General features: G+C 41.9%; 11 protein-coding genes. 6 read left to right on the forward strand and 5 right to left on the reverse strand.

Going from position 1 to position 14435, the window contains the following annotated elements:
• Nucleotides 1–120 precede the first annotated feature (120 nt).
• Nucleotides 121–387 carry a hypothetical protein gene (locus HXT19_RS00480; protein ID WP_081264679.1) on the forward strand — a complete coding sequence of 89 codons (267 nt, stop codon included), beginning with the start codon at nt 121–123 and terminating at the stop codon, nt 385–387.
• A gap of 47 nt (nt 388–434) precedes the next feature.
• Here HXT19_RS00480 and HXT19_RS00485 read toward each other — a convergent pair whose 3' ends face one another.
• Both HXT19_RS00485 and HXT19_RS00490 read right to left on the reverse strand, forming a co-directional pair.
• Nucleotides 435–1250, reverse strand: coding sequence for a nitroreductase family protein (locus tag HXT19_RS00485; protein ID WP_075038483.1), 816 nt, complete (start codon nt 1248–1250; stop codon nt 435–437).
• Between the two features lie 73 nt (nt 1251–1323).
• Complete coding sequence (locus HXT19_RS00490; protein ID WP_004112904.1) at nt 1324–1908, reverse strand: hypothetical protein; 585 nt, start codon at nt 1906–1908, stop codon at nt 1324–1326.
• Nucleotides 1909–2091: 183 nt separating this feature from the next.
• Between HXT19_RS00490 and HXT19_RS00495 the strand changes: the two genes are divergently transcribed.
• A complete protein-coding gene (locus HXT19_RS00495; protein ID WP_004113771.1) occupies nt 2092–2850 on the forward strand; it encodes a histidine phosphatase family protein in 759 nt (252 codons plus the stop codon).
• A gap of 154 nt (nt 2851–3004) precedes the next feature.
• Nucleotides 3005–4348 carry an ABC transporter substrate-binding protein gene (locus HXT19_RS00500; RefSeq protein ID WP_013399402.1) on the forward strand — a complete coding sequence of 448 codons (1344 nt, stop codon included), beginning with the start codon at nt 3005–3007 and terminating at the stop codon, nt 4346–4348.
• 239 nt (nt 4349–4587) lie between these two features.
• On the opposite strand, the gene HXT19_RS00505 is transcribed toward HXT19_RS00500, so the two are convergent.
• Nucleotides 4588–5607, reverse strand: coding sequence for a LacI family DNA-binding transcriptional regulator (locus HXT19_RS00505; protein ID WP_422119699.1), 1020 nt, complete (start codon nt 5605–5607; stop codon nt 4588–4590).
• 349 nt (nt 5608–5956) lie between these two features.
• On the opposite strand from HXT19_RS00505, the gene HXT19_RS00510 reads away from it, so the two are divergent.
• The 3 genes from HXT19_RS00510 to HXT19_RS00520 all read left to right on the forward strand — a co-directional run bounded on the left by HXT19_RS00510 (nt 5957) and on the right by HXT19_RS00520 (nt 8403).
• A complete protein-coding gene (locus tag HXT19_RS00510; protein ID WP_004112931.1) occupies nt 5957–6811 on the forward strand; it encodes a carbohydrate ABC transporter permease in 855 nt (284 codons plus the stop codon).
• A complete protein-coding gene (locus HXT19_RS00515) occupies nt 6808–7641 on the forward strand; it encodes a carbohydrate ABC transporter permease (RefSeq protein ID WP_004113778.1) in 834 nt (277 codons plus the stop codon). The genes HXT19_RS00510 and HXT19_RS00515 overlap by 4 nt, the downstream gene beginning before the upstream one ends.
• 147 nt (nt 7642–7788) lie before the next feature.
• Nucleotides 7789–8403 carry a YesL family protein gene (locus HXT19_RS00520; protein WP_004118127.1) on the forward strand — a complete coding sequence of 205 codons (615 nt, stop codon included), beginning with the start codon at nt 7789–7791 and terminating at the stop codon, nt 8401–8403.
• A gap of 336 nt (nt 8404–8739) precedes the next feature.
• On the opposite strand, the gene malQ is transcribed toward HXT19_RS00520, so the two are convergent.
• Both malQ and HXT19_RS00530 read right to left on the reverse strand, forming a co-directional pair.
• A complete protein-coding gene (gene malQ, locus HXT19_RS00525) occupies nt 8740–10989 on the reverse strand; it encodes a 4-alpha-glucanotransferase (RefSeq protein ID WP_422119700.1) in 2250 nt (749 codons plus the stop codon).
• Between the two features lie 253 nt (nt 10990–11242).
• A complete protein-coding gene (locus tag HXT19_RS00530) occupies nt 11243–13999 on the reverse strand; it encodes a hypothetical protein (RefSeq protein ID WP_415706752.1) in 2757 nt (918 codons plus the stop codon).
• Nucleotides 14000–14435 lie beyond the last annotated feature (436 nt).

The raw sequence follows: 14435 nt of genomic DNA on the forward strand, positions 1-14435 counted from the left end.
ATGTTTGAGCCAAATCACGCTTTGAAGGAGCTTGAAATGCGTTATGCAATTTCAAGCTCAGTCAAAGCGCAATCGAACTACATAAAGTTGCGAATCAACGCAGTTTGTTGCGGTGATACTATGGGTTACATGTATTTCTTTACTCCGCGCAGATGTGAATCTACCCAAAAAATAATGTATGCCAATAAAGGGCAGGCTCTTATGGCAGCGGATAAAAGCCTTAGAGAGCGCGGAGCAAGATTATGGGTTTATAAATGCGATTATTGCGGAAGTTGGCATTTAACGCATTCAAATCCTGCAATTCGTAAGTATTGCGATATGCGCTCGCGATTTGAAACAACCAAACCTAAGTCTAGAAAACGCGGATATAAGCCGCGTTTTCGTTAAATAATTAATGCTAAATAATTAACACTAAAAATCAGCAAATCAATAAATCAATACTTAAAAGTAAATCCTTGCGCATTAAGCTGCGATTCGCAACTATGGTTTTTGGCGCCAGAATCTACAGCAAGCTTTGCGATTTGTGCGCTGAACGCGTCTACTGGTTTGCTAGCATTTCGCAAATCGTAGTATTTATGCACTCTTTCATCGAATTCTGCAAGTTTTTCAAGCAAAACATCATCGCTGATAGGGTATTCATTTTCAAAGAATTGCATGCTCGAGTCCATGCGCGGCTTTAGCTCTGGGCTTTGGTCTGGCTCGCCAATCGCAAGCCCAAGTACTGGATACGTGTATTTTGGCAACTTCAAAAGTTCAATTAAATCGGGAATGTTGTTCAAAATTGAACCAAGGATTACGCATCCGAGCCCAAGTGATTCTGCAGCTGTTTCCATAGCGTGCAGTGCAAGAATTGCATCGTTCTGCGACTGTGAGAACCTGTATCCTGTTTTAAGCGTAAAATCGTTTCCGTCTGCATCAATGCCATTTTTGCGCGCTATAGCAGCATTTCTGTGCTGATCAATAATAAAAACATACAAAAGTGGCGCTGTGGCTATATAAGTTTGATTTCCAAGTTCGGAAAGCTTTTTCTTAAGGCTTACGCTTGTGATTTTAATCGCGGACCAGTCGTTTAAAAACTGACTACAAGCTGCGCGCTGTGCTGCTGCTTCCAACGTTTTTACAATATTTTCGCTAATCGGCTCGTTTTTAAAAGCGCGTATAGATCTGCGATTTAGAAGTGTCTGAATTGTTTTATTTTCTTCAATCTGTTTATTGTTGTTTTGATCGTTATTTTGTTGCAACTCTGTCATTTTATTTCCTTAAAATTATGCTATTTAAAAATATTTATGCTATTTAGACTACTTAAAATACTTGTTTTTCTTGTTATTTTCTGCGACTTTGCCTTTTCTTAATTGCAGATAGTACCGCGCGATTTGTGTATCTACCTGCAACTGTTGTTAATATTGCGCTAAAAATCGCAAGCCCGAGGTTCATGAGCAAAGAATCTTCTTGTTTATTGTCTTTACTGATTTTTTTATAGTCTTCCCTATTTACGTCTTTATTTTTGCTACTTTTATTTTTTCTGTATTTCTCAAATTGTTTATTTTGCGCGATTTTGTGCATTTTATTGTTTTTTACGTAATGCTTCCATACGATTTCTGCGACTTTACCTACGACCATTGTAACAATTGCAGGAATTGCAGATTTTGCAATCATATCTAACAAAGTGTCAGGATTTTTAAGTCTTTTTTGTCTTAATGCAATAGCTTTATCGTTAACCTTGTTTAAACGCTTAATTGTAAGATTTGAAGCGCTGCGGGTTGCGCTGCGAGACGCATTATGAGTCGCACAATAATCTGCATGTGCGTTGGAAGATTCGGTATAAAATTGACCAGAAAAGTCTTGTCGTGAATTGTGTTGCGAATCATTCCGTGAATCATATCGTGAATCATTTTGGGTTAACGTCATATTTTTATGGTAATGGTAGCGAAATACCAATTAGTAATTGACATGTAAAAGTGTTATAAAAGTGTTATAAAAGCGAGCGAATATGGCAGTGGAGCCAGTTTGTAAGTAATGGGTTTAGATTTGCGCTAAGGCACCAAGCGTAGATTTTTGACTTGTTGGCGGTGCTTAAGGCGGAGTGGATTTATGCTGAACAGTATTGACGTTGACGTTAATGGTGGTTCATTTAGCGGAGATTCGTACGAGATTCAAGATGTTCCAGCAACTTGTGGCGGAGCTCCAGAGGGAAGACTTGTTCTTTTGCGTCACGGACAAACTGTTTGGAGCGAATCAGGTCAGCATACAGGCAGAACGGATATACCGCTTACTCAAATTGGTTGTTCGCAAGCAGTTTATGCTGGTGAGCGCATTCGACAAGCATTTCCTAAGGGTTTTGATGCAGACTGCCAGTTTGTAAGCCCTCTTGTTCGCGCTCGGCAAACAGCTCAACTAGCAGGTTTTACGCATTGCACGCCGCTAGAATACGCAGCTGAATGGGATTATGGGTGTGCAGAAGGGCGAACTAGAAAAGATGTCTCCGCGTTAAGTGGAGTAGAATCGTGGGATGTTTGGCGAGATGGTCCTAAGGCTCTTCCAGAGTTTATGTCGGATTCTTGTGAAGAGTCTCTTCCGAGTGGTGAAACGGTGAAAGTAGTACGCTGCAATGGGGAAAGTCTGCAGGATGTTTCTGATAGAACGCAAAAAATAATCGACTCTGTTTTGCCAAAGCTTAAAAGCGGCAAGGATGTGATTATTGTTGCGCACGCGCATGTTCTTAGAATTTTAGCTATGAGATGGTTAGGCGTTGATGCGTCTCAAGCGCGGTTGCTGCGACTAGACACCGCCCACTACAGCGCTCTTGGAACTTATAAGGGAGATCGTGTAATCGTTCGCTGGAATTGTTGATTTGTGATTGTTGCAGATTGTGCGACACGCCATCATATCAACACTGCTATCGTTTGCAATATCTTTGCATTTGAGGCATAATAAAAATTGTCGAAAAGGGCACCTAGGGGTGCGGCGGCTCATAGTAGGGTCGACGGCATAGGAGAAAGGTTCGATGATGAATCGTACAATTAAGTCAACAATTGCACTTGTAGCTTGCTCCGCGATGGCATTCGGTGCGCTCGCTGCATGTGGTTCCAGCTCTTCGGATTCTTCCGATAAGGGTAAGGTTTACTTCCTTAACTTCAAGCCAGAATCTGCTGATCAGTGGAAGGAAGTTGCTAAGGAATATACCAAGAAGACTGGTATTCCTGTAAAGGTCCAGAACGCTGCTTCTGGCACATATGAGCAGTCTCTTAAGAGTGAAATCAGCAAGGGTGATGAAGCCCCTACACTCTTCCAGGTGAATGGTCCTGTTGGATATGCATCTTGGAAGGATTACACTGCAGATCTTAAGGATACGGAGCTTTACAAGCAGCTTCAGAACAAGGATATTGCTCTTAAGGACGGAGATAAGGTTGTTGGTGTTCCATACGCAATGGAAACTTACGGCTTGATTTACAACAAGTCTTTGTTAAAGAAGTACACTGAGCTTAAGGATGCAAAGGTAAAGTCTGCTGAAGAGATTAATTCCTTCGATAAGCTTAAGGCTGTTGCTGACGACATTCAGGCTCGTAAGAGTGAACTTGGTGTTGATGGTGCTTTCACTTCTGCTGGTTTCGATTCCAGCTCTGATTGGCGCTTTAAGACTCACCTTGCAAACATTCCTCTGTACTATGAGTTCAAGGCAGACAAGGTAACTAAGCAGCCAGCAAAGATCAAGGGCACGTTCCTTGACGGATACAAGAAGATCTTTGATCTTTACATTACTGATTCCACCACTCCTGCAACTCAGCTCAGCTCTAAGACTGGTGAGGATGCAAACTCTGAGTTCTCGCTTGGCAAGGCTGTGTTCTATCAGAATGGTACTTGGGCTTGGACCGACCTGCAGAAGGCTGGCATGAAGGCTGAAGACCTTGGCATGCTCCCAATCTACATTGGTGCTAAGGGCGAAGAAAAGCAGGGCTTGGCTACTGGCTCCGAGAACTACTGGTGCATTAACGATAAGACTTCGGATGCAAACAAGAAGGCAACTAAGGACTTCTTGAAGTGGGTTCTTACCTCTGATTATGGCAAGGAAGCTATGTCTAAGAAGATGGGCTTCACCACTCCATTCAAGAGCTTTGCTGATATGAAGTCTGAGAATCCTTTGACTGCTGCTGCTGTTGAAGATGCTCAGTCTGGTAAGACTCCTGTAAGCTGGAACTTCACTATGATGCCATCTGACAACTGGAAGAACGATCTTGGCTCCGCTTTGCTTGAGTATGCTCAGGGCACTGGCAAGTGGGATAAGGTTAAGAGCGCCTTCGTTGACAATTGGGCTAAGGAAGTTGCTCAGACTCACGAAGATCAGGATTAATCTGAATATTGATTATTCGGCTTAAACTTGATTACAAATTAAAGTCATAATTTAAGAACATAATTTAAAACGATAATTTAAGATTGGGCTGTTGATGTAATTGCATTAGCACAGTGCATTAATAGCCTACCAAAAGAGCTTCAAGCCTTAGGGGTTTGAAGCTCTTTTGTTTGAATTTAGGCTGACTTAGTCTGATATTTAAATAGTATTTTAAGATTGCATTTAAAATGGTACTTGAACTAAGCTGCGTCAAGTTGAGATGTACTCGAGCGCACAATTAGCTGTGCTGGAATCGTAATGTATCTGCGACTTTCATCTAAATAATCTCCATTAATTAAAGATAAAGTCATTTTTGCAGTATCTACTGCCATGCTTACAGGGTCTTGTCTAATAGTTGTAAGTCCTGTTTCTCTAGCGTAGAAGCTGTCGTCAAAACCAATAATTGAAAGATCTCCTGGAGTATTGTATCCACTCCTAGAAAGCTGGAACATTAAAGGTATTGCTATTCCATCTTCTTGGCATGCAATCGCAGTAGGCATACTACTGTTGCTTAAAAGCGATGAAACTATTGAACTTATGCGGTCTAAACCTTCTGGAGCTACGATTTCGGTAGGCGTAATATTGTTAATCTTGCATTCGTCAATAAACGAATGATAACGTTGTAAAACGCTGAAATGCAGGGAAACATCGCGATTTGTGCGAATATAAGCTATGTTTTTATGACCTAATCCAATAAGATGGCGAGCCATAAGCCTCGCGCCCTGATTGTCGTCAATATTAATTGTTGCGTCAAAATCGCAGTCCATAGGATATAAGCAATTTATGCCTAAAACTGGTACACCAGTTGCCTTTAATGAAGCAACTTCCGACTTATTTACGTCAAATGAGCAAACTATTACAGCATCCGCATTTCTTCGAGTTGGTAGCATATCAAAGAATTCTGCGCGTTCTTGGCTGCTTGATATTTGGAAAATTGATAGATCGTATCCTGCTGGGTGAAGAACCTGATTCAATCCTTGTATTATGGATGCGCTAAACCACAGGCGAATGCTGTCGCTCATTAGTAGTGCGACTCTTAGAGTTCTGCCAGATTTTAAAGCGGCTGCAGAACGAGATATTGAGAAGTTTAGTTTTTCTGCAATAGCCAACACTTTGTCGCGAGTTATTGCGGAAACTAAGTCTGGTCGTGTAAATGAGCGTGAAACAGTAGATACTGATACGTGAGCTTCGTTGGCAACATCTTGAATATTAGCCGGCATGTGAACTCCTTTATTCGCACAACATCAATATCTTCATCAATATTTTTATTAATGTCTTCATTAATATCATTCAATCATCTTCAACGATAGTATATGAGCAGCGCATACATCAATGTTCATTGCGCCTCTTATACACAAACGTTTGCAATAAAAATAATAATAGCAGATTTTGCTGCAAAATCGCCAAAAATAGGGATTTTCTTCACATTTAATTTTGATTTCATCGCGTAACGACATGCAAAAAATGACAACGTTTGACATTGCTGTTGCATGTAGTAATATAAAAGTATTGGTTCGGGCGTCGACGCTCGTACAAGCGTTGTACTCAAGGAGGAGAAAGTGACGAGTCATGATTAATATGAGTGGAAAAGCAATACGCAAATGGTGGGCGTTATTCGCTTTGCCAACGTTTGCTGCTTTTGTAATCGGCTTTTTAGTGCCATTCGTAATGGGTGTGTATCTTAGCTTTACTAAGTTCCATACTGTTACGGATGGAAAGTTTGTGGGTATTCGCAATTATCGCAAGGCTTTGCGCGATCCTCATTTTATTCATTCGTTGATTTTCACAACTGCTTTTACTGTTGTAACAACAGTTGTTATTAACGTTATTGCTTTTGCAATTGCGTATATGCTTACAAAGAAGTTCAAAGGTTCAAACTTATTCCGTACAGTGTTCTTTATGCCAAATCTTATTGGTGGCATTGTTTTGGGATATGTTTGGCAAGTAGTGCTTAATGGTATTTTAGGCTACTTTGGTCGTGCTATTACGTATTCTGCGACGTACGGATTCTGGGGCATGGTTCTTTTGATATGCTGGCAGCAAATCGGATATATGATGATTATTTACATTGCTGGTTTGCAGGCGCTTCCAGGAGATGTTATTGAGGCGGCAGCTGTTGATGGCGCAACACCAATGCAAACGCTGTTTAAGATTACGATTCCTCTTATGATGCCGTCCATTACAGTGTGCACATTCTTGACTGTTACAAACGGATTCAAGCTGTTCGATCAGAACTTGGCGTTGACTAATGGTGCTCCTTCCAGAAAGTCGGAGATGTTGGCGTTGAACATTTTCAACACATTCTATGGAAGAATCAATGGTGAAGGCGTCGGTCAGGCAAAGGCAGTCATATTCTTCATCATTGTGGCTGTAATTGCTTTGATTCAGAACAGGTTGACAACGTCTAAGGAGGTGGCAGCATGAACGAGAAAACTAAGCATCCTGTGCTTTGGACCACGCTTTTTGCTGTAGTGAGTTTGTTGTGGATTTTCCCAATCGCGTTAGTGTTTATGAATTCCTTTAAGTCAAAGGTGTATATTGCTAGCGAGCCATTCTCACTTACTCCAAAGTCGTTTATTGGTTTTGATAATTACGTTCTTGGCATTAACCGCACGAATTTGTTGATGAGCTTCTGGTGGACAATTGTTGTAACGATTGGCGCTGTGGTTCTGATTCTTTTGTGCACTTCGATGTGTGCATGGTGGATTGTGCGAGTAAACAATTGGGCTGCAAGGCTGCTTTACGTATTGTTCTTGTTCAATATGATTGTGCCGTTCCAGATGGTTATGTTCACTCTTTCCAACATCACTACAAAGCTTGGATTGAACACCCCTTGGGGATTGTGGATTATCTACCTTGGTTTTGGCGCAGGTTTGGCTGTGTTTATTTTCACGGGCGTTGTGAAGGGTATTCCTCAGGAATTGGAAGAGTCCGCAATGATTGATGGTGCTTCAGTGCCTCGCATATTCTTCCAGATTATTGTTCCGATTATGAGACCTGCTATTATATCTGTGTCGATTTTGCAAACAATGTGGATTTGGAATGACTTCCTTCTTCCTTACCTCACTTTGGATTTGAACAAGTATAAGACTGTTTCGATTGCAGTTCAATATTTGAAGGGTGGTTATGGCTCCGTTGAAATGGGTGCCATGATGGGCTGCTTGGTTCTTGCCATTCTTCCAATTATTATCTTCTACCTCATCTGCCAGAAGTATATTATCAAAGGCGTTATGGCTGGTGCGGTAAAAGGCTGAGGTCTTTTCTCCTTCGGACCTCGGTTGCATGATGATGGTGGTTGCAAAACTTTGCTTCCACCATCATTTGTGTTTAAGTGTATTTTTTAGTGTATTGTTATTTTAGATTTGTTTTAGATTGCGTTTAACTATGCAGGAGTGGTTGTAATGATTTCTTTTGGAAGCCCCGATTCAAAGTTTGCTCAAGGAATGGAATCGTTTGCAGACGCAGTATGGCTTACCATTTTAATGATTATTACGAGTGTTCCGATTATAACGATTGGCGCATCAATTACAGCTGCTCATGAAACTGCTAGAAGGATTGAGCGCGGAGAAGCACACACAACTTCAATCTATTTTAAATCTTTTAAAAATAATTTTGTTAAATCTACTATTATTTGGATAATCTTGCTTCCGATTCTTGTGGCAATTGTAGGGTCTTGGATTTTTCTGCAGCTTACGCCACTTTTAATAATAAAGTTTGCGATCAGTATTTTATGGGTTTTGGTTGCTCAATGGGTGTTTGCTCTTCAAGCAAGATTTGAAAATTCTGTTGGTAGAACCTTGATTAATTCGTTGATTTTTAGCGTATCTTACATTGCAACCACTTTTATGATGGTTTTGCTTGATTTTGTATTTTTTGCGCTTGTCTATTTATCTTTAAAGTATTTTTTGCAGGGATTACCGCTGTTGATTTTGCTTGGATGGGGGTCTTTGATTATGCTCCATACTCCGCTGCTTGAGCGTGTGTTTGCAAAATACGTTAAAACAAGTGGTAAGTGATTTGTGAATTGACATTAGTAACCCGAGAATTATATTTAATTGGGTATTTGGGTAACTAAATAACCGTGGTAACCAAATAAGGGCAATCGGCAAAATAATTAATGAGGCGAACACCATCACGGATGTTCGCCTCATTTGGGACATCATTACAAGGTGCTTTAAATGTGCAACTATGCGCAAATCCTAACACCATGTCGGGGAAGGAAACAAGTTACTCTTAACAGATAACCATTCCCTTTCATTATACTCTAAATAGCTTTATTTATAAAGGTTTTCACCCTTTCTTTTTTGTTGTTTTTATTGTTGTTTTTATTGTTATTTTGGCTTAAATTCTAATTATTTTTTGCCGTTCATAACAGCTGCCATAGAAAGCACTCTAGGTGACTTAAACACTTCGTCGGTATGAACAACATTGCCATCTTTATCAGTAAGAGGAATACGCCAATTTGGATATTCTGTACTGGTTCCAGGCTGATTCTGCGAACGCTTTTCTCCAACTGCGTCAACAAGCGCCACTTGCAAAAGCAAAGATGGGGAAGTGCGCATAATCGCATGCATAGCCTCCACAATCTCTTGCACATGGTCTTCTACATGTTCGGCAGCATCCTTGCTAATCCATCCGCCTTCCAAAAGCATCTTCATCATGGCGTCTCGCTCGGCGCTAGCAGCCTTCTGGAAGCTTTCTACAGAATCGGTAAGCAAATGAAGCTCCTCGCGAAGCTTAACATGCTCAAAAGCAAGGTATCCAGCTGTAGGTGGCATGTCGTGAGTTGTAACAGATGCCAAAGCGTATTCGCGGTATGTAGAAGGGTTTGCAAATATAATCTGCTTTTTACCAGCCTTCTTAGCGGCTTTTTCTGAATCGTCGTTGTGAGTGAACCATTCAACAACAGTTCCAAGAATTCCATGCGAGGCAAGAACCTTAGAAACATATGCTGGAACAGTGCCCAAATCTTCGCCAATCACCAATCCGCCTGCGCGAGTTGCCTCAATGCTAAGCACAGCAAGCATAGCGTCCACGTTGTAGTACACGTAAGCACCGTTTTTAGCTCCTTGACCTTGCGGAATCCACCATAAGCGGAAAAGCCCGAGCACGTGGTCAATTCGAACCGCGCCAGCATGCAAGAACACGTTGTGAACCATGTCTCGGTATGCAATGTAACCAGTTTCGTCTAGATAATTAGGGTCAAATGGAGGCTGACCCCAATCCTGACCTTGCTGGTTGTAGAAGTCTGGAGGTGCACCAACGCTAACGCCGTTAGCAAATCGCTCTGGGCTCCACCACACATCTGCGCCATAACCGTGAACACCAACAGCCATGTCTTGCATAAGACCAATCGCCATTCCAGCGGCTTTAGCTTCGGCATGGGCAGCTGCAACCTGCTCGTCTGCAATCCACTGCAGCCAGCGGTGGAACTCCAACAAATCAGCGTGCTCGCGCTTAAGCGCGTCAATCTGAGGAGTGCCCTTGCCAGTGGTATCAAACCAAAGGTTATCTCCCCAAGGAGCGCCCCAAACCTCGAAGGCTACGCACCAAGTCGCAAAAGCGTCTAAGTCTTCTCCAGAACGCGCCTTAAAGTCTGCGAAATCCTGCTCGCGCTCTGCGCTTCTAGGCTGCTCAAAAATCATCTTTAATGCTGGTAGCTTTGCGCTCCAAGCAGTGTTAATATCCATAGGATTTGGATCGTTGTTTTGCGCTTCAACCGACTCGTGCAGAGCTTCCACTTGTTCTCTCTGGCTATCGCTTAATTGCGTGTATTCTGGAATATCCTGTGGGCGAATATAAGTTACGTTTAAGAATCTGCGCGACTCAGGCAAATAAGGCGAAGGCTCTAAAGGCGCCACTGGTGCGCAGGCGTGAATTGGGTTTATAAGCATAAAGTCGGCTTTGCCAATGCTACCCGCGTCTTTAAGAAGTCTACGCAAGTCGCCATAATCGCCAACTCCCCAAGATTCCTTTGATCGCACGGAGTAGAGCTGAGTCATGTAGCCCCAGCGATGGCGTTCCTGAACGCTTTGCGGAAGAGGGATTCTTGCTGGAGCAGAAATCAGTGTAACCTGAGCATGCAAGGCGCATTCGTCATCTACAGTTGCTTTCAGAGTGTGGTAACCCATTGGCAAATCTTCTGGAAGTTCCAGCAATAAGTCGCCCTCTTTGCTTGTCTTAAAGTTATTAAGCGGCTTATCAGGCGTATCCTCGTATTCTGTCCCGTCTTCTAAAGTCAGTGTTACGTGGATCTTGCTTGGGTTGATTGCACTGCCGCCAGTGTGCACAGGCACTATTGTTTTTGTGCCATTAAAGCATACAACTGTTGGTGGCAGAAGTTCGCTATCTCGCTTTTCTTGCACTCGTTTTAGTGAGTTTGCAATATTTTCCTCTGTATTTGCTTGCCAACCTAGTGCATCTAGCACGCCAACAAGAGCTTCATCGGTAATTTCCGTATAGTCGCCTAGTTGGTCGATGTAGAAAGTTGCAACTCCGCAGGCTTTTGCTAACTGAATTAGTGGACGATTGAGTCGTTCTGTGCTTTCTTCTACGGGCACAGGCGTGGCAGCCTTTGTTTTGGCGTTGTCTGTTGTGCTCATGATGCTCCTTTGTTAATCAGTGGCACATGTAATCTCGTCGCATCGATGTTGGTTTGCAAACGATGTTGAAGAGTGCGATTTCTCAACACCTCACTGGATTGAGGCACGCTCTAGCTAACCATTATATTAAGTATTGATATCGTTTGCAATATTGGCGATTTTCGTGGCACTTAACAAAAAACCGCAGAAGGTTAAATACCAACTGCGGTTTTTTGTTAAGTGTTATTTGTTATTTGCGCATAGTTGCTGCTACTTACTTGCGACGGATTCGCATAAAGTGCCATCCTGCGCCGATTGCTGCGATTCCAGCAGTTATGCTGCCAGCAACAGCTGCGATTAACGTTGTGCTGTTGCCAGCGGCGTGCTCACCGTTGTTTGCGCCAGATGCCTGAGCGCTCTTATCGCTGCTATTGTCTTTGCTCTTTGAGTCTTCGTTCTTGGACTCTTCGGATTCCTTCTGATTTTCATCTTTTGCGGAATCGTTAGATGTGTTCTTGGACTCTTCGCTCTTTGTTGTGTTTGCGGAGCTTGCTGTAGGAGCAGCAGGAGCAGCAGATGCTGCAGCACGAGGCGTGCGTGCAGGAGTCTCTGCGGTTGCTGGCGACTTAGCAGTAGCATTTTCTACGAGTTCTTCTGCAGCTTTTGCGGTATGCGTGGACTCCGTTTGGTTCGCTGGAACAGCACTGTGCTTAGGTGCAGACTGTGGTGCAGACTGTGATACAGAAGGAGCCGAAGCCTGTGGCGCACTTGGTGCAGCATTGTTCTGTGGCGCATTCTGTGTAGTGCTTGGAGCTGGAGCTGGCTGTTTTGCGCTTGGTGGCGCAGAAGGAGCCGGTTCCAGCACCTGTGGGTTTGAAGCCGCTGGAGGTGCTGGTGGATTAAGCGGAGCTTGTGGCTGCACCTGTGGAGCCTCTTGTGGAGTCTCTTGCGGAGTGCTTGGAGCTGGAGCAGGAGCTGGTGTAGAAGGAGTTGGCTTCTGAACCTGTGGATTCAAAGATTCCTCAGCCTTCTGCTTTGCTGCAGTGAGACTCTTTTCCACATCGTTCAACGTTTGTGTTGATTTATCAAGTTCTTTAGATCGATTAGCAACCTCTTTTATCATTAAATCAAAAGCGAATTCGATGGTTTGGGAGCTTGCAGCATACTTTGAAATAAGTGTACGCTTGGTCTCTTCAATTGAAGCTTTTAGCTCTAAGATCTTTGCTTTAGTTGCTTCAACATTAGTTTTCGCTTCATTTAGTTTTTGCTTTGCTGTTTCAGCAAGTTGTTTAGTCGCCTCGACATTAGTTTTAGCTTCGGATATTTCTTTATCGATTCGCTTCAAGTCTTCTTTCAGTTGATTAAGATTCTTTTCGGCGGTATCCTTATCCATTTTAGCGTTTTCAAAATTAGCTTTTTCATCTTGAACTTTTTTCTCTGCTTTTTGTGCTTCTTCTGTTATTGCCAGTAAGTTTTGAGCAGCATTTTCTGCCGCCTCTTTAGCTTTTTCTGCATCTCTGCTAGCGACGTTTAGATCTTTTTCAGCATCTTGTTTAGATTCTTTTAGCTCTTTTATAGTATTCTCAAGCTCAGCTAGTTCGGATTCTTTATCTGAAACTTTTTTAGCTAAAGAATTAGATTCAGACTTCTTCTCATTGGCAGCTTTTCGAGCATCTTTTGCATTATCAGAAATTCTTGTTAAAGAATTTATCTCAGAAGTCAATTCAGAAATTGTATCTAATAGATCTCTTATTTGACTACTTTTATCTGCTTCGGCAAGTTCTTTTTGAGCGGTTTCAGCCTCTTTTCTTAGTTTTTCACTTCTTCGATTAGCTTCTTCAACTATTGGCTTAAGATTTTCAACTTCGTCTCTGGCAGATTCATATTCTGTTTTAGCTTTGTGCAGTTTATCAACATATCCAGGAGTACTATATTTTGAAGTATCTTTTTCTAAAGATGTATATTCTTTAGATGCGCGTTTATATTCAGCGTCTTTTCCTTCATATTCTTTTTGTTTTTGGGCAGCAGTTTTTTCTGCTTCTTCAGCTTGTTTTTTAGTCGAAGCAACTTTTTCTTTTAACTGATTAATTTTGTTTTGATCATTGTCAGCATCAAGAGTTTTTAGATTTTCTTCTGCAGTTTTAATTTGCTTAGTAATGTTCTCAATCTTATTATCGACGCCTTCAGCAGCTGCTTCCTTTTGCTGTGCTTCTTTTTCAATCTTTTCAGCTTCTGCCTTAGCAGATTCAGACTTTTGCTTGGCTTCAGCTAACTCTGCTTCAAGCTTAGATTTAGCCTTTTCTTCATTTGCTAAATCTTCTGTAGTTTCTTCGTTGTCATCTTTTGCGTCCTCAGCAAGTTCATCTTTTGCAGCTTTTTCTTCAGACCTAATTTTGTTCACTTGATCAGCATTTTGTCTAGCCTCGTCAGTCACTTTCTTGGCTTTTTCTGCCTCTTCTACGGCTTTATTCTTCTCTTCAATGCGCTGCTTGGCATTTGCTATATTCTGAGTCTCTGTTTCTATTTTCTTATTGGTCTCAGCAATGCTATTTTCTGCATTATTTTTCTTTTCTACAGCTTCATTAATTTTTCTTGCAGTATCTTCAGCTTCTTGTTTTGCTTCTTCTACAGCTTTATTTGCTTCATCATGCTTATTCTTAGCTTCTATTTGTAACTTCTTTGATTCTTCGACTTTTTGGAGTATTTCTGCATTTGCTGGAGTGTTATTCTTAGGTGTGCCTGAACCTTGAACCGTTCCAGGATTTTCTTTCTCTTGCTTGCCGGCAGCAGCGTCGCCAGTAACAGGCGAGTTAACGGTTTGTGGTTTAAAATCTTCTGGACCATAAGAAACAACATTGCTAACAGCATCAAAACCAGTGTCGGATATGGTCTTAACCTGTGCTGCTGGATGATTGGACGTATCTGTTGTAGTCGCGTCTGCTGCGTTGGCAGCGTTTGCAATGCTTATGCTTCCAATAAGAGCCAAAGAGCTTGCGCCCAAAGAGATAGCGGCTGCAATCTTAGCGTTCATATTTACCTCATTCTTCAAATCATTTAGGTTTGGGTGTGGGGGTATTTGTTTAATTATCAAGTTGTAAGATCAAAGCGCTGGCATACAATCCGTGTCTGTATTGCGTCTCTGTCTTGTTTCTAGACTTTCTACTCTTCTCTACTCTGCATATTTCTCCACTTTGCATATACACAATAGGGGTATAAAGTATAAAAGTTATTCTAACAGAATCACAGGAATAATTCGCTCACTTTGGCAAGTTATAAGGAACAATTAAGGAAATTACAAGGATTCGCCTTGAAATATTAGTATCCGACTCAGTATTCGAAAATATTGGGTTATTCCCCAAAATATTAATATTCAATCATAAGCCAAAAAATAATCCCGACTTTGTTCCCAAATCACAGGAATAAGAGAACAAAATCGGGATAAATTGCGAGCCGAGCGCGCTCAAGAA

Source organism: Gardnerella sp. DNF00038 (assembly GCF_049262855.1).
Lineage (GTDB): Bacteria > Actinomycetota > Actinomycetes > Actinomycetales > Bifidobacteriaceae > Bifidobacterium > Bifidobacterium vaginale.